The organism is Luteibacter sp. (assembly GCF_036500425.1).
GTDB lineage: Bacteria > Pseudomonadota > Gammaproteobacteria > Xanthomonadales > Rhodanobacteraceae > Luteibacter.
Genome location: NZ_DASYCB010000073.1, coordinates 61,405 through 76,798, shown reverse-complemented (window position 1 = coordinate 76,798; position 15,394 = coordinate 61,405). Strand labels below are relative to the sequence as shown.

Annotated in this window: 14 protein-coding genes and 1 tRNA gene; 3 read left to right on the top strand and 12 right to left on the bottom strand. The window is 65.0% G+C overall.

The window, feature by feature from the left end; all coding sequences use genetic code 11:
* From ychF to VGN46_RS17810, 8 genes are all read right to left on the bottom strand, one after another.
* Nucleotides 1–1,007: redox-regulated ATPase YchF (ychF, locus tag VGN46_RS17845; RefSeq protein ID WP_331645701.1), on the bottom strand; the 1,007-nt coding region annotated here is incomplete at its 3' end.
* Nucleotides 1,008–1,041: 34 nt separating this feature from the next.
* A complete protein-coding gene (gene pth / locus VGN46_RS17840) occupies nucleotides 1,042–1,620 on the bottom strand; it encodes an aminoacyl-tRNA hydrolase (protein ID WP_331645699.1) in 579 nt (192 codons plus the stop codon).
* A 51-nt stretch (nucleotides 1,621–1,671) separates the two neighbouring features.
* On the bottom strand, nucleotides 1,672–2,307 hold the full coding sequence (locus VGN46_RS17835) for a 50S ribosomal protein L25/general stress protein Ctc (RefSeq protein ID WP_331645697.1): 636 nt from the start codon (nucleotides 2,305–2,307) through the stop codon (nucleotides 1,672–1,674).
* A gap of 85 nt (nucleotides 2,308–2,392) precedes the next feature.
* Complete coding sequence (locus VGN46_RS17830; RefSeq protein WP_331645695.1) at nucleotides 2,393–3,349, bottom strand: ribose-phosphate diphosphokinase; 957 nt, start codon at nucleotides 3,347–3,349, stop codon at nucleotides 2,393–2,395.
* A gap of 54 nt (nucleotides 3,350–3,403) precedes the next feature.
* Nucleotides 3,404–3,480: transfer RNA gene (locus VGN46_RS17825), tRNA-Gln, on the bottom strand.
* A gap of 43 nt (nucleotides 3,481–3,523) precedes the next feature.
* A complete protein-coding gene (ispE, locus tag VGN46_RS17820) occupies nucleotides 3,524–4,912 on the bottom strand; it encodes a 4-(cytidine 5'-diphospho)-2-C-methyl-D-erythritol kinase (RefSeq protein ID WP_331645693.1) in 1,389 nt (462 codons plus the stop codon).
* A 199-nt stretch (nucleotides 4,913–5,111) separates the two neighbouring features.
* A complete protein-coding gene (gene lolB / locus VGN46_RS17815; protein ID WP_331645691.1) occupies nucleotides 5,112–5,726 on the bottom strand; it encodes a lipoprotein insertase outer membrane protein LolB in 615 nt (204 codons plus the stop codon).
* A gap of 91 nt (nucleotides 5,727–5,817) precedes the next feature.
* Nucleotides 5,818–7,566 (bottom strand): tetratricopeptide repeat protein, encoded by a 1,749-nt coding sequence (locus VGN46_RS17810; RefSeq protein ID WP_331645689.1) that lies wholly within the window; start codon nucleotides 7,564–7,566, stop codon nucleotides 5,818–5,820.
* A gap of 117 nt (nucleotides 7,567–7,683) precedes the next feature.
* On the opposite strand from VGN46_RS17810, the gene hemA reads away from it, so the two are divergent.
* The 3 genes from hemA to ppk2 all read left to right on the top strand — a co-directional run bounded on the left by hemA (nucleotide 7,684) and on the right by ppk2 (nucleotide 10,986).
* Nucleotides 7,684–8,955 (top strand): glutamyl-tRNA reductase, encoded by a 1,272-nt coding sequence (hemA, locus tag VGN46_RS17805; RefSeq protein WP_331645687.1) that lies wholly within the window; start codon nucleotides 7,684–7,686, stop codon nucleotides 8,953–8,955.
* A gap of 32 nt (nucleotides 8,956–8,987) precedes the next feature.
* Complete coding sequence (gene prfA, locus VGN46_RS17800; protein ID WP_331645685.1) at nucleotides 8,988–10,070, top strand: peptide chain release factor 1; 1,083 nt, start codon at nucleotides 8,988–8,990, stop codon at nucleotides 10,068–10,070.
* 142 nt (nucleotides 10,071–10,212) lie between these two features.
* A complete protein-coding gene (gene ppk2, locus VGN46_RS17795) occupies nucleotides 10,213–10,986 on the top strand; it encodes a polyphosphate kinase 2 (RefSeq protein ID WP_331645683.1) in 774 nt (257 codons plus the stop codon).
* Here the strand turns inward: ppk2 and VGN46_RS17790 are convergent.
* Genes VGN46_RS17790 through VGN46_RS17775 form a run of 4 tightly spaced genes read right to left on the bottom strand, consistent with a single transcriptional unit; the run spans nucleotide 10,949 to nucleotide 15,357 of the window.
* On the bottom strand, nucleotides 10,949–11,827 hold the full coding sequence (locus tag VGN46_RS17790) for a cytochrome c oxidase assembly protein (protein WP_331645681.1): 879 nt from the start codon (nucleotides 11,825–11,827) through the stop codon (nucleotides 10,949–10,951). The two genes, ppk2 and VGN46_RS17790, sit on opposite strands and share 38 nt — an antisense overlap.
* Nucleotide 11,828: 1 nt before the next feature.
* On the bottom strand, nucleotides 11,829–13,691 hold the full coding sequence (locus VGN46_RS17785; RefSeq protein ID WP_331645679.1) for a GldG family protein: 1,863 nt from the start codon (nucleotides 13,689–13,691) through the stop codon (nucleotides 11,829–11,831).
* The gene (locus VGN46_RS17780; RefSeq protein ID WP_331645677.1) at nucleotides 13,691–14,425 is read right to left on the bottom strand and encodes an ABC transporter permease subunit; all 735 of its coding nucleotides are present in this window, start codon (nucleotides 14,423–14,425) and stop codon (nucleotides 13,691–13,693) included. Before VGN46_RS17780 ends, VGN46_RS17785 begins: the two co-directional genes overlap by 1 nt.
* The gene (locus VGN46_RS17775; protein ID WP_331645675.1) at nucleotides 14,422–15,357 is read right to left on the bottom strand and encodes an ABC transporter ATP-binding protein; all 936 of its coding nucleotides are present in this window, start codon (nucleotides 15,355–15,357) and stop codon (nucleotides 14,422–14,424) included. Before VGN46_RS17775 ends, VGN46_RS17780 begins: the two co-directional genes overlap by 4 nt.
* Nucleotides 15,358–15,394: the final 37 nt, after the last annotated feature.

Here is a 15,394-nt window from a genome sequence, read left to right as displayed (position 1 = left end):
GCGCCCTGCTCGCCCTTGAACTTGATGTAGTCGTCGTAGGCGACCGTTTCCGCACGGATGAAGCCGCGCTCGAAATCGGTGTGGATGACGCCGGCGGCCTGCGGCGCGGTCGAGCCGGCGCGGACCTGCCAGGCGCGGACTTCCTTCTCGCCGGCGGTGAAGTAGGTCTGCAGGCCGAGCAGCTTGTAGCCGGCGCGGATCACGCGGTTCAAGCCGGGCTCGTCGAAGCCCATTTCCTTCAGGAACTCGTCGCGGTCGGCATCATCCATCTGCGAAAGCTCCTCCTCGATAGCCGCGCAGACCGGCACCACCTCGGCACCCTCTTCCACCGCGCGGGCGCGGACGGCGTCGAGGTGCGGGTTATTTTCGAAGCCATCTTCCGCCACGTTGGCGATGTACATCAGCGGCTTCATGGTGATCAGGAACATATCGCGCACGATCGCCTTTTCCTCGGCATCGAGGCCGGCGGAACGTGCGCTGCGGCCCTGGTCGAGCACCTTGGCCAGCTTCTCGAGCACCGGCTTGCGCGCCAGCGCTTCCTTGTCGTTGGCCTTGGCCGACCGCGTCGCGCGGTCGAGCGCCTTCAGCACCGCTTCCAGGTCGGCCAGGGCCAGCTCGGTATCGATGGTTTCGATATCGGAGATCGGATCGACCTTGTTGGCGACGTGGATGATGTTGTCATCCTCGAAGCAACGCACGACGTGGGCGATGGCATCGGTTTCACGGATGTGCGCGAGGAACTTGTTGCCCAGGCCTTCACCCTTCGAGGCACCGGCGACGAGGCCGGCGATGTCCACGAATTCCATGGTGGTCGGGATGATCTTCTGCGGCTTCACGATCGCCGAGAGTTCATTCAGGCGTGGATCCGGCACGGGCACGATGCCGGTGTTCGGCTCGATCGTGCAGAACGGGAAGTTGGCCGACGCGATGCCCGCCTTGGTCAGCGCATTGAACAGGGTGGACTTGCCGACGTTAGGCAGGCCGACGATGCCGCATTTGATACCCATGGCGAGATTCGTATCCGGTGAGTTTTTGTTGGGGTCAGGCGACCGTGTGCAGGCGTTTCATCGCCTCGTCGAACTTGCCTTCCTGCGCCAGCGGCAGCACGTCGAACGCGCGCCCGATGCCGTGCATGATGGCGTCCTCGTCAGCCGCGCTGGGGCGGCCGAGTACCCACGGGGTAACCTTGTCCTTGTGCCCCGGGTGGCCGATGCCAACCCGCAGGCGGTGGAACTTGCCATGGCCCAGGTGGGCCATGATGTCGCGCAAACCGTTCTGGCCGCCGTGGCCGCCATCGAACTTCATGCGGACGGTGCCGGGGGAGAGATCCAGCTCGTCGTGGGCGACGAGGCATTCTTCCGGCTCGATCTTGTAGTACCGCAGGGCGGATGCCACGGCGATGCCACTTTTATTCATGAACGTGGCGGGCTTGAGCAGCCAGACGGTCTCGCCGCCGATGCGCACCTTGCAGGTTTCCCCGTGCAATTTGCCATCGAACGACCACCGCTCGCCCTTGTCGAGCGCTAGCGCATCGACACACCAGAACCCGGCATTGTGCCGGGTCCTGACGTATTCGGCCCCGGGGTTACCGAGGCCGACGATAAGACGTAATGAAGCCATGCAAAGCAGCGGTGCATCCCGCGGCGCGAGGCGCCGCGGGATGCAAGCCGATTACTTGGTTTCTTCCGGGGTGCCAGCGGCACCTTCGGCGGTCGGATCGACTTCTTCCTGGATCGAGGCGACGGTGACGACAGCGACGTCGTGCTCCTTGCCCAGGCCCAGTTCCGGCACTTCCACGCCCTTCGGCAGCTTCAGGTCCGAAAGGTGGACGATGTCGCCAGCCTTCAGGTTGGCCAGGTCGAGTTCGATGAACTCCGGCAGGTCCTTCGGCAGGCACGACACGGTCACTTCCGTAAGGTTGTGCGAGATGACCAGGCCAGCGGTCTTGCCAGCGGGGCTCTTTTCCTGGTTCAGGAAGTGCACCGGCACGGCGACCTTGACGGCCTCGTTCTCGTTAACGCGCTGGAAATCCATGTGTAGCATGAGCTGCTTGAACGGGTGCTTCTGCCAGTCCTTGATCAGGACCTTCTGAGCCTTGCCGTCAACGGTCAGGTCGATCACCGACGAGTAGAACGACTCAAAACGCGAGCCGAGCAGGATGTCGTTGTGAAGGATCTGGATCGCCTGCGGCTCGGCGCCTGCGCCGTAAACGATAGCCGGCACGTAGCCTGCAATACGAAGACGGCGGCTCGCACCCTTCCCTTCGATCTTGCGGCTCGTGGCGGTGAGCTTGTGGTTGGTAGCCATGGTGGTGTTGCCTCAAGTAATACCGCCTCGCGGCGGTAGGTAAAGATCTTCCCCGCGACCAGGGAAGACCGAAAAAAACAGTGGGTCAGTCGATGTAGAGCGAGCTCACCGATTCGCCATAGGCGATGCGGCGGATCGTCTCCGCGAGCAGTTCCGCGACCGACAACTGGCGAATTTTCGCACAGTTACGGGCGTTATCGCGCAACGGCAGGGTATTGGTGACCACCAGCTGGTCGAGCTGGGAGCTTTCAATATTGTCGATCGCGGCGCCCGAAAGCACCGGATGCACGCAGTACGCGACGACCTTGCGGGCGCCCTTTTCCTTCAGCGCCGCCGCGGCGGCGCAAAGCGTGCCGGCCGTATCGACGATGTCATCGACCAGTACGCAGGTCTTGCCTTCCACGTCGCCGATGATGTTCATGACCGTAGCCACGTTCGCCTTCGGGCGGCGCTTGTCGATGATGGCCAGATCGGCGTCGTCCAGGCGCTTGGCAAGCGCGCGGGCGCGCACCACGCCACCGACGTCCGGGCTGACCACGATCAGGTCATCCATGCTGTGGTGACGCCAGATGTCGGCGAGCAGCACCGGCGAGGCGTACACGTTGTCGACCGGGATATCGAAAAAGCCCTGGATCTGGTCGGCGTGCAGGTCGATGGTGAGCACGCGATCAGCGCCAGCCGTCGCAATCATCTTGGCCGCGAGCTTCGCCGTGATCGGCACGCGCGCCGAGCGCGGGCGACGATCCTGGCGGGCGTAGCCGAAATACGGCATCACCGCGGTCACGCTGCCGGCCGAGGCGCGCTTCAGCGCATCCACCAGCACCAGCAGGTCGAACAGGTTTTCCGCGCTGGGGGCACCCGTCGGCTGAATGACGAATACTTCCTGCTTGCGGACGTTCTCCTCGATCTCGATCTGCGCCTCGCCATCGCTGAAACGGCCCACCAGGGCCTTGCCCAGCGGAATACCGAGGCGCGAGGCCACATCGTCGGCGAGCGCGCGGTGTGCGTTACCGGTAAAAAGCATCGGGGTGGACGTATCCACGAGGACTCCTAAGGGAACAGTTAGGTGGATTCAGCACAGTGCCACCGGTGAGGGTGGCTGGGGCGGCAGGATTCGAACCTGCGCATGCGGGAATCAAAATCCCGTGCCTTAACCAGCTTGGCGACGCCCCAACAATTCATGAGCTTTTGCCGCAGCCCGCGGCCCTTTCCGTCCTTAAACCACGAAGCCTCTTGTCCCGATCCGTGCACGCGTCAACGACAGCGGCGATGGATCGACACCCGCCGCCACGTGGGCCGTAAAGCCTGCGGGGCAGCGCGAAGCGACCGCGAGGGCCGCTTCGAAGGTTCTCGTTTCCAGGAAAACGCAGCCGCCGCTGCCGGAAAGCCGGGCGTGGCCGAAGCCCGCCAACCAATCCAGCGCCGCGGCCACCCGCGGGTGACGCGCGCGAACCACGGGCTCAAAGGCGTTCTCCGCCGAATCCCCGGAAACAAAGTCAGAAATTGTCGCCCGAGGGGCATTTCGAGTCAATTCGGGCGCGGCGAAAAGCGCCGGGGTGGGTACGTGCTCGGCGGGATCGAGCACGACGTACCAGCGCCTTGGCAGCGTGATCGGTTCCAGTAACTCGCCCACCCCCTCGGCCCAAGCGGAGCGGCCGCGGATGAAAACCGGCACATCGGCCCCGAGCCTGAGGCCCAGGGTAGCCAGCGCGTCCTCGTCCAGCCCCGCGTCCCATAGGGCATTGAGACCGACCAGCACGCTAGCGGCATCGGAACTGCCTCCGCCCAGCCCGCCCCCCATGGGAATCCGTTTACTGACCTCGATCTCGGCGCCCAGGTGGGTTCCGCTAGCCTCGGCCAGCAGGCGCGCGGCGCGCACGGTCAGGTCATCGGCCTCGGCAACACCGGGGATATCCTTCGGCCGGGTGATCAGACCGCCCTCGCGCAGCCGCAGGCGCACTTCGTCGCCCCAGTCGAGCAGACGGAACACGGTTTGCAATTCGTGATAGCCATCCGGACGCCGGCCCACGATCCGCAGGAAGAGATTGAGCTTGGCCGGCGCCGGCCAGGCGGTCCAGTCGCCACGGGCGAGCGGCGCCAACGCGCGACTCATGAAGACGCGCAAGTGGTCGGGAAAGCCGTTGTCGCGATCGCGGGCCAGCGCTTCGGCAAAGGCTGGGGCACGCTTGTCGACGACCGAGAAGCCATGCTTCGCGTAGAAGGGGGCGTTCCAGGGCACATCGGCCAGGGTGCCCAGGTCGACCCGGCCGTAACCGGCTTCGCGCGCCCAGGCGCAAGCGTGCTCAAGCAGCGCTGCGCCTATCCCTCGGCCGCCGAAGGCAGGCAGCACATCGATCTCGGCGATGCCAATGGCGCCGGGGTTGCCATCCGTGTCGAGGCAAACGAAGCCGACCACCTCACCTTCCACCACCGCGACCCAGCACAGGCCACGAGTGATCAGCTGGCGGACGACATCGACCGGGAGTGCCATGCCCGAATAGGAAGGCCACGCCTCGTGCCCGCGGAACAACTCCACGGCCGCGCGCTCGATCGCGCACAGGCGCTCGGCATCGTCAGGGTGGGCGCGGGAGATCGTGAAATGCATCGCGAGGGGCCGGGTTTAGCGCGAAAGGGGCGGATTATCGGGGATGGGGCTTGCCGCGTCACCGTTTCATAGGCTGATCGCGCGCGAGCGCGCTCCTACAGGGGCTGCGCAGGCCTTGATCGCGCGCGGTCCTACGGAGAATCTGCGCGGGCCTTGCAGGAGCGCGCTTGCGCGCGATGCCTGCGAAGCCATGCCGCGACTACTGCCCCAGTTGCCAGGACTCGATCGCCAGGCGCACCTTGTACGGCGGTTTCTCGGCGAACACCTTGCTCGGCATCGCCGGCTGGCGTGTTGCATCCCATGCCTTGTAGTCGACGGTCCAGCCATCCTGGACCAACTGCGAGGGCAACTGGTCATCGCCAAAGCGCAGTTCCGCCGGACCGGTATCCGCGCGCAGGCCAAGCACCCAGCTTTTCAGCTCGGCCATGGGTAACTGCCAACCCACGGTCTGCGCCATGAGCGTCTCCGCATCCGGCCCACGGCGGGTGCCGCCATCCAGGCCTTCCAGTTCAGCGCCATCGGGGCCGCCCGTCAGGCGGAAGCTCCGACCGGTGACCGGTGCGCGAATGGTGAAGTCATAACGGTCGCCGTCCTGTTTCCAGGTCAGCCCACCGGAATGATTGTCGTTGCCGTCGGACACGGAAAGTTTGCCCTGCAGCGTCCAGTGACTGGTATCGGCAAGCGCGTGTTCACGCTGGCCCTGCAACCCCATGGTCACCACGTCCCCCTGGTGATGCACGACCGGCCGCGTGGTCGCGCAAGCGGCAACCAACACAACGGAAGCAAGGGTCAGCCCACGAAACCAACAATTCATGCGAAATCCATGTAGGAGCGCGCGCTCGCGCGATCAGGGGGGCGAAGCGAAACCCTAGGCAGCCCGGAGGCCATCGCGCGCAAGCGCGCTCCTACGGCTTGAGCTTCTGCTCCGTTTTTTGCAGCGAGGCGTTCTTCGGGTCGATCCGGCGCACTTCGTTCAGCACCTTACGCGCCTCATCCCGCTCGCCACGCTGCCAGAGGACTTCAGCCAGGTGGACGCCGATATCGCCATCCTTCTGCTTCGCCCAAGCGCTACGCAAGGTGGTCTCTGCCTGGTCGAGCAGGCCCTGGCGAAACTTCAGCCAGCCCCATGAATCGGCCACGGAGGGATCATCCGGCCGCGCCGAGCGTGCCGCCTGCAGCAGCGACTGCGCCTCCGCGAGGTCGCGATCGTTGTCGGCGAGCGTGTAACCCAGGGCGTTACTGGCTTCGATGTCGCCAGGTTTCTGTTCGAGCACCTTGCGGAAGTCGGCCACGGCCTGGTCGACCTTGCCCGCCTCGGCATAGGCGAGTCCACGGGCATACAGCATGTCCGTATCGTCAGGCTTCACGCGCAACGCTTTGTCGTACGACGCGACAGCCGCGTCGAACCGGTGCGCGTCCATATACAGCTCCGCATCCACGGCGAAGGCCTTGACCAGCGCCTCGGGGCGATCCGCGTAAGTTGTCTGCAACTCGGCCACGATCTGGTGCGCGTCATCATCCTTGCCCTGCAGGTGCAGGATCACGGCGCTGCGCACCGAGGCATCAAAAATGTGCGGGTCGTCATCGCCCACCGCGGCATACCAGTCGAGCGCGTCTTCCTTCTTGTCGAGCAATTCGGCGAGCTGGCCCAGCGTAAAGGCGTTGTCGTTCTGGACGTTGTCGGACTGGTGTCGAATCTCGTCATAGAGGCGACGCAGCGCGGCCTTGTCGGCCGCACGGGCCGCCAGGGTCATCCGCATGTTGTAGGTGTCGGCATCCTGCGGACCGGCGGCCACCGCGGCGGCGGCACCCTTCTCATCGCCGCCCTGGGCCAACAGCGTCGCGTAAGCCAGGCGCAGCCGCGGGTTCTTCGGGTCCTTGGCCACGGCCTTGGCGAAGAGCTTCTTCGCCCCCTCCTTGTCCCCGGCGCGGAATTTCTGCTGGGCAGCCCATGCGTACGTGGCCCCATCGTGGAAACGCTTCTGGGCTTCGTCGCCCATGCGCTGGGCGTAATCATGCCGGCCGAGGTTCTCGCCCAGCTCGGCCATGGCAAGCCAGGCCGTGGCGTCAGTCGGCAATTGCTGCGGCGTGGCGATGCGCTCAAGCAGCACGCCCGCCTGCGCGGCGTCCCGCGCCTGGACCAGGGTGCGGCCAAAACCGCGCCAGGCATCCTTGTCACCCGAGGTGATCAGAATCTCCAGCTGTCGCTGCGCTTCGGCGGTGTCGCCGCGATCCAGCGCCATGCGGGCCCTGCCCTCGGCCAGTTCAGCCGGTTTGGCCCCCAGCGCAGCCCAGCGGTCGAGTGCCCTGGCCGCGGCATCCTGATCGTGGATGGCCAGGGCCAGCTCGGCGGCCCGCGCGGCCACGGTCGGGTCGTTACTCAGCCCCGCGGCCCGGCCGTAGGCGTCCGAAGCTTTCTTGAGATCGTTGGCGGCAATGGCGAAATCGCCCGCCATGACCTGGGCTTCCAGGTCGCGCTCAGGCGGGACAATGGCTACCTGCAGCCGGTCGAGCGGCTGGACGCCGGTACGAACCTGCTTGGGTTGCTGCCCGGCGGGCGGGGTGGTGGTGGCACAACCTGCGATGGCGACCGCGGTACCCACAACAACCACAAAATGCCGCACTTGCTTGAACTTGGACCCACCGGTCAGCACACTACTCTCCGTTGTTTTTCCGCTACGGACAGGCCCGTGCAAGCGCCCGAGGCCTTGTCAGCGCACAATGCGCCCTTAGCTTAGCCGACGCCACCCCTGCCGAGTGCAGCCGCCGACATGCCATTGATCGCCCTTGGGCTCAACCACCTTACCGCGCCGGTCAGCCTGCGCGAGCAGGTCGCGTTCGACGCCACGGTGGCGACCGAGGCGCTGGGTGACCTCACCCGGCAACCGGGCGTGGAAGAGGCGATGATCCTTTCCACCTGCAACCGCACCGAGCTCTACGTGAGCGTGGCAGACGGTTTCCAGGCCGTGCCGGGACAATGGCTTTCCCGGCAACACCGGTTGACCCCGCAACGGCTGGATGAGTTCCTCTACCGGCACGATGAGCAGGACGCCGTGCGACACATGTTCCGCGTGGCGACCGGGCTGGATTCGATGGTCCTTGGCGAGCCGCAGATCCTGGGCCAGGTGAAGGATGCCTACCAGCAAGCACGTGGCGCCAACGCACTGAAGGCGCCGATGGAGCGCCTGCTCCAGCACACCTTCGCCGTGGCCAAGCGGGTTCGCACCGACACCCGCATTGGCGCGCACACTGTCTCCGTGGCTTACACCGCCGTGCGCCTGGCCGAACAGGTCTTTACCGACCTCCGCCAGGCCTGCGTACTGCTGATCGGCGCGGGCGAGACCATCGAGCTCGCCGCCCGCCACCTTGCCGACAAACAGGTCCGCCGGCTCATCGTCGCCAACCGCACGCTGGAGAACGCCCAGGAACTGGCCGGCCGCTACAGCGGCTACGCCATCGCGCTGGCCGACCTCCCCCGGCACCTGGCCGAAGCCGATATCGTCATCAGCTCGACGGCCTCGCGGCAACCCGTCGTTACCAAGACCATGGTCGCGGACGCCATCGCCCAGCGGCGCCGCCGGCCCATGTTCATGGTCGATATCGCCGTACCGCGCGATATCGAGGCCGATGTGGGCCAGCTGAATGACGTTTACCTTTACGGGATCGACGACCTGAAACAGGTGATCGACGAGAACCGCCGCTCACGCGAGCTGGCCGCCCGCGAGGCCGACGCGATCATCGACCTCCAGGTCGAACGCTACATGTCATGGCGGCGCGCGCTCACCCTGCGCAACCCCGCCGTGGACATGCGCATGGCTGCGGAAGCCCAGCGCGACGAGGTCCTGGCCAAGGCCCAGGCGATGCTCGCAAAGGGCCGCAGTGCCGAAGAGGCCCTGGCCTTCCTGGCCAATACCCTTACGAACAAACTGCTCCACGCCCCCAGTGCGCGCCTCCGCGACGCCGCCCTTTCCGGCGACCTGGACCTGCTCCACGCGGCCGGCCGCCTTTATGGACTGGACCCGGACGACGACGTTTCAGCATGATGTGCGGCTCCGAGCCGTTTTTTGTGCCCTAGATGACCCCGTCGATCCGCCGCAAACTCGAAGCCCTTGCCGAACGCCACGAAGAGGTAGGCCTGCTGCTGGCCCAGCCTGAGGTGCTGGCCGATGGCAACCGCTTTCGAGACCTCTCGCGCGAATACGCGCAGCTGGAGCCCGTCGCCATGTCGCTCAAGGAGCACGATAGTGCCCAGCGCGAACTGGTTGAGACACGGGCCATGCTGGATGACCCGGACATGCGCGATATGGCCGCCGACGATATCGAGCGTATCGAGCAACGCCTTGTCGACCTGGACAGCGAACTGCAGATCCTGCTGTTGCCGAAGGACCCGCGCGATGACGGCAACCTCTTCCTCGAGGTGCGCGCCGGCACAGGCGGCGACGAGGCGGCCATCTTCGCGGGCGACCTGTTCCGCATGTATGTCCGCTATGCGGAGCGCCAGCGCTGGCACGTCGAAATCCTCAACGCCAACGCGGGTGAGCACGGCGGATACAAGGAGATCGTGGCGCGCATCGAGGGCCGCGGCGCGTACTCGCGGCTGAAGTTCGAATCCGGCACCCACCGCGTGCAGCGCGTCCCGGAAACCGAATCGCAAGGCCGCATCCATACCTCGGCCGCTACCGTGGCGATTCTTCCCGAACAGGATGAAGTGGGCGAGATCGAGATTCGCGATGGCGACTTGAAGGTAGATACCTTCCGCGCCTCCGGCGCCGGCGGCCAGCATGTGAACAAGACCGACTCGGCGATCCGCATTACCCACCTGCCCACGGGTACGGTGGTGGAATGCCAGGACGAACGCAGCCAGCACAAGAACCGTGCACGCGCCATGAGCCTGCTGAAGGCGCGCCTGCTCGATGCCGAGCGCAGCAAGCAGAGTGCGGCGCAAGCCGAGTCCCGGCGGCTCCAGGTCGGTTCGGGCGATCGCAGCCAGCGTATCCGTACCTACAGCTATCCCCAGGGCCGCATCACCGACCACCGGATCAATCTCACCCTCTACCGCCTGCTCGAGGTGATGCAGGGCGACCTCGACGAGTTGGTCGACACCCTGACCCGCGAAAACCAGGCCGATGAACTGCAAAGCCTGACCGCAAGTTCGTGACCTTGTCGCGGATCGCGCGCAAGCGCGCTCCTACAAAAGACCTGCGCAGCCCCCTGTAGGAGCGCGCTTGCGCGCGATTTGCCCACGAAGCGGTGACGCAAACCATGGCATCCTTGGCCAAACCTCCCAAGGACTTCATCGCATGGGCAAGAAGAAAAAGCAGTATGAGCAGGATCTCGCCGATCTCCAGGTGGAACTGGTCGGCCTGACCCGCTGGCTACGCCGCACCGGCAAGCGCATGCTCGTGATCTTCGAAGGCCGCGACGCCGCCGGCAAAGGCGGCACCATCAAAGCCATCACCGACAAGCTCGATACGCGCGCCGCGCGCGTGGTCGCCCTGGGCAAGCCCACGTCGGAAGAAGATAGCCAGTGGTACTTCCAGCGTTACGTGCCACACCTCCCGCACGCCGGCGAACTCGTCCTGTTCGATCGCAGCTGGTACAACCGCGCCGTGGTCGAGCCCGCCATGGGCTTCTGCACCCAAGCGCAGTACGACGCATTCATGAAGGCCTGCCCGGCTTTCGAGAAGCTGCTCACCGACGACGGCATCATCCTGCTCAAATACTGGCTGGCGGTGGACCAGGCCGAGCAGGAAGAACGTTTCGCCGAACGCGCGGCCGATCCGCTCAAACGCTGGAAACTCTCGCCCGTCGACCTCAAGGGCCGCACGAAATATGAGCAGATGGGTGACCTGCGCGATGCGATGATCCAGCACACGGATAAGCCGGATGCGCCGTGGTTCGTAGCGGACTTCAACGACCAGAAGGCGGGCCGCCTCGACCTGATCCGTCACCTGCTCGACCAGATCCCCGACAAGCTCGTACCCGATGAAGAGATTGATTTGCCCAGGCTGAAGGGCAAGCCGCAGAAGGACCGCGTTACTGCGAAGGCGGTGAAGGTACCGAAGGTCTACTGACCCGGCGCACCGGCGGTGGCCGCTTGGGCAGCCGCCCCGCTCGCGACAGGCGCAGCCACTGGCGCATCGCCAGCAGGCCGCCGATCGATTCAATGATCGCCGCGGGCACCCACATGATGACGCCGCCGATCAGCTGGCCGGTCAGCACGTTCATGGTGAAGGCGCGGCCGCAGATCTCGAAAATCGGGTAAAGGTCGGCCTTCGAGAACGTGACGATGGCGCCGGCGAGGATCTGTGGCGTCATGGTGAGCGCGGGCGACAACACGCGGATCCCCGGCGTCATCCGCCCTGGCGGCTTCGGCCGGTGATCGAGCACAAGCCACCAATAGGCCAGGCCCGACAGCATCATGGACCAGTTCATGAACCGGTAGATCCGCCAGTCGAGCATCGCCAGGGTTTGCATATCCGGGATGAGCCACACCAGGATCAACCCGACGAAGGACACGGTGACGAAGGCGGGATTCAACAACACAGCGGCCACCGAGCGGCCGACCACGCCACGCGCGGCGCGACGCAGGAACACCCGCCAACGCAACGGCATACCCGCGCGCAACACCGTTCCCGGATAGGCCGCGACGAGCAATAGAGGGGCCAGATGGTGCAGCAGTACCTGCTGGATCCGGTGCATGAAGAACTCATGCTCGAAGAAATAATCGAGGTACGTGTGCAGCGAGACGTAGACGATAGCCATGCCCGTCCAGAAGGCCGCCTGCCGCCCAATCGTCACGCGCAGGCGCCGGGCACCGGCGAGATACAGCCAGGCCACGGCCACGAACAAGGCCAGGAAGCTCCACGAGAACTCCCACGGCACGATCCACTTCACCAGCCCCCCGGCGAGCACCTCACATCTCCCGGCGTACGCGGCGCGTACGGCGCCAGCCAAAGCCCAGCCCAAGCATCGCGACCAGTACCGGCACCAGCACGATATTGATGAACTTCAGGCGCAGGCCGAGCGCGTCGATCTCCGCATTGAGCTGATGTTGTACGTCGCGCAGCTCCTTCCCGATCGCAAGCTTGCGCTGCAGGTACTGCTCCACTTCCTTGCGCTGCTGGGCCGTCAGGCTATTCGTCGCCGCCGCACCCTTCACCGGCTGCAACTCCGACAGGCGCCGCTGGGTATCGTAGAGCTCATTTTCCAACTCGCGCTTCTTCACGAGGAACTTGCGATCCGCGGCCGCCTGCATGGCGCGAACCCGGGTAAAGGGCCGCTGCAGGTTGGCCCTGCCGCGGATGGAAAGCAGCGCGGTCGAACCACCCAGGTTATCGACGATGTTCGCGATGAAATCGCCATTGTTAGCGAACGGCGTGAGTTGCTGCTGGCCCAGCAGCGGTTGCACGTCGAGCCAGAGACGATCCGACAACAGGTCGGTATCGGCGACGAGGATGACCTCGCCGGGACCAGCGGCGACATTGAGGTGGCCCTTGTCCGTGCGTTCGGGGAACGCCGTACGGAAGGTATCGCGAAGGCGTGCGGCCAACACGAAGCGATCATGGCTCGGCGCGTAGCTATCCATTAGCGCCGAGGGATCCGCCACGGTGTCGCGCACGCGCTGCGAAGGCACCACCATCGCCTCGTCGGAGGTCTGCACCAGCGGCAGCATGCGCGCCTTCGTATTCGCTGCCAGCTCGAAAAAGCCCGCAGTCGAGAAGTTGATCCGCTGCAGGCTCGCCGTCACCACGTCGTCGTGATTCAGATCCTGCATCGAGAGACCGAGCATCGCCGGGTGCGGCACGCTGTTGCCATTCAGTTCAATGGTCAACGCCTGCGAGCGGTCGAGCACCACCTTGGTCGGATCGAACTCGACGCCCCAGGTTTCAAACAACCGGCGCAAGTCGGAATCGTGATCATCCACGATGCCCGTCGAGTCGATGAGCGGCGCCGCATCCATCTCCGCATCCGGATCCACGAAGACGACCAGATGACCACCGTGAAGCACGTACTGGTCGATCGCGTACTGCGCATCCTCGGGTAATTTCTTCGGATGGATCAGCAGCAGGACATTGATGGAATCATCGACGTGCTTCAGGCTATCCGCGTCCAGGCTCGTCACGTTGGCCAGCTGGTCGAGCTGGCGCAGCACGGCCCATGGCTGCTCACCGATTACCATGTTGCCCTCCACCGGTAGCGAGCTGAGCACGCCGATCTTGGGCTTGCGTGGCGCACCCAGCTCATAAAGCAGCTTGGCGATGTCGTATTCCACGAACGCTTCGCGCGCCGGGTCGAAGAATGGGATGGATTGCGAAGTGGCCGCATCGCCGCTCCCCGTGGTGCCTACCAGGCCGAAGAACACCCGTTCGCCATTGCTGCCGCCACTCGCCGGCGTCAGGCCATAGCTCTCCGCCGCATCTTCGTCATCTGAGTACGGCACGGGGTCAATCACCCGGAACCGGATACGTCCGTGCGCACGCACGGCAATCTCACGCAACATTTCCTGTACGCGCTGTTCGTAACTGCGCAGCTGCGGCAGCTCCCGCGTCGCATGGTCGGAAAAATAGAGGGTCAGCGACATCGGCTTGCCCAGGCCATCGACGATCTCCTGCGTGCCGGCGGTCAGGGTGTAGATGCGATCTTCCGTGAGATCCATGCGCGCAGCGCGCAACGACATGGAACTCAGGCCGATGACGGCGAGGAAGATCACGACGATGGCACCGAGGGCAAGCCGCAGCCGATTGGCGCGGGACACGGAGAAAGACGGCCGCTTCATCAGCGCGTCCTCTTCAGGTCAAGCACCAGTACGGCGGCACCCAGCCAGGCGACGATCATGGCACCGAAGTACATCAGGTCACGCAGGTCCAGCACACCACGCGCGATCGCGTTGGCGTGCCGCACGATGGAGAGCTGGCCCATGGCACCGATCAACTTGGGCGGCAACGAATCCTGGAAGAAATCGAGCACCTGGGGCTGTCCGATCAGGAGCAGGATGAAGCACACCGATGCGGTAAGGATGAATGCGATCACCTGGCTACGTGTCGCCGTCGACATGCACGCACCGATCGCGAGAAACGCGCCTGCCATAAGCCAACTACCGATGTAACCCGCCATCACGACACCGTTATCGGGCTCACCCAGGTAGTTCACGGTGATCCAGATCGGGAAAGTGAGCACCAGGCAGATGCCGATGAACGCCCACGCGGCGAGGAACTTGCCGAGCACCGCCTGCGAGATGCTGACCGGCAGGGAGAACAGCAGCTCCAATGTGCCGGACGAGCGCTCTTCGGCCCACATCGACATGGTCACGGCGGGGACGAGCACCAGGTACAGCCATGGGTGCATGTCGAAGAAGGGCTGCAGGTCGGCCAGGCCACGGTCGTAGAAATCACCGGTGTAGAAGGTGAGCACGCCGGCCATGACCAGGAAGATCACCATGAAAACGTACGCCACCGGGGTGACGAAGTAGGCACGCAGCTCGCGGCGCGCGATGGCGGAAACCGCGCTCATGCGTTGCCCCCGCGCGGCTGCGTCGTGATCTGGCGGAACACTTCGTCGAGACGCCCCTGCTCGAGCTGGATCTCGGTCACCCGCAGGTTTTGTTCGCGGAGCAGGGCCTGCACCGCTTCGAGAATGGCTTCGCCTGGCTTCGGGAAGACGGTGACGCGGCCGTCGAGCGGGTCGACCTCGGTCATGGAGACGCCGGGGATACGTGCGAGCATCTCGCGCGAGACGCCGCTACCCTGCGCACTGAACGACACGGCGCCGTGGTAGCGCGAGCGCGCCTCCAGTTCAGCGGGGGTGGCATCGGCGAGGAGTTTGCCGTTCGCGATGATCGCCACGCGGTTGCACAGGGCATGCACTTCTTCGAGCAGGTGGGTGGAAATGAGAATGGTGCGCTCGCGCGCCATGGCGTCAATGAGCATGCGCACCGAGTGTTTCTGGTTGGGGTCGAGGCCGTCGGTGGGCTCGTCGAGCATGAGCACCGGCGGGTCATGCAGGATCGCCTGGGCGAGGCCGACGCGGCGACGTAGTCCCTTGGAGAGGGTGCCAATGGTGGCTTCGAGTACCTCGTCGAGTTCGAGGCGGGTGACGACCTCATCGAAGCGACGCCGGGCGACCTCACGGTCGAGGCCGCGGACGCGGACCATGAACGTGAGGAATTCGCGGACGGTCATTTCGGCGTAGCTGGGGGCGCCTTCGGGCAGGTAGCCAAGGGCGCGTTTGGCGGCAAGGGGTTCGCGGCGTATGTCGTGGCCGCAGACGCGGGCCGTGCCGGAGGTGGGCGTGAGGAACCCGGCGATCATGCGCATGGCGGTCGATTTACCGGCGCCGTTGGGGCCCAGAAGCCCGACGACCTGTCCAGGCTCGGCGCGCAGGGTCAGCGAATCGACCGCGATGAGCGGGCCATAGCAACGGGTGAGTCGGTCAGTCTCGATCATGTCCCCTAATTAACGCACGGGGGGTGTACTGGCTTCC

Excerpts from the sequence above, each read along its gene's own strand:
- pth (WP_331645699.1), bottom strand. The coding sequence starts at position 1,620 with ATGGCTTCATTACGTCTTATCGTCGGCCTCGGTAACCCCGGGGCCGAA.
- VGN46_RS17835 (WP_331645697.1), bottom strand. The coding sequence starts at position 2,307 with ATGGCTACCAACCACAAGCTCACCGCCACGAGCCGCAAGATCGAAGGG.
- ispE (WP_331645693.1), bottom strand. The coding sequence starts at position 4,912 with ATGCATTTCACGATCTCCCGCGCCCACCCTGACGATGCCGAGCGCCTG.
- lolB (WP_331645691.1), bottom strand. The coding sequence starts at position 5,726 with ATGAATTGTTGGTTTCGTGGGCTGACCCTTGCTTCCGTTGTGTTGGTT.
- hemA (WP_331645687.1), top strand. The coding sequence starts at position 7,684 with ATGCCATTGATCGCCCTTGGGCTCAACCACCTTACCGCGCCGGTCAGC.
- prfA (WP_331645685.1), top strand. The coding sequence starts at position 8,988 with ATGACCCCGTCGATCCGCCGCAAACTCGAAGCCCTTGCCGAACGCCAC.
- ppk2 (WP_331645683.1), top strand. The coding sequence starts at position 10,213 with ATGGGCAAGAAGAAAAAGCAGTATGAGCAGGATCTCGCCGATCTCCAG.
- VGN46_RS17785 (WP_331645679.1), bottom strand. The coding sequence starts at position 13,691 with ATGAAGCGGCCGTCTTTCTCCGTGTCCCGCGCCAATCGGCTGCGGCTT.
- VGN46_RS17780 (WP_331645677.1), bottom strand. The coding sequence starts at position 14,425 with ATGAGCGCGGTTTCCGCCATCGCGCGCCGCGAGCTGCGTGCCTACTTC.
- VGN46_RS17775 (WP_331645675.1), bottom strand. The coding sequence starts at position 15,357 with ATGATCGAGACTGACCGACTCACCCGTTGCTATGGCCCGCTCATCGCG.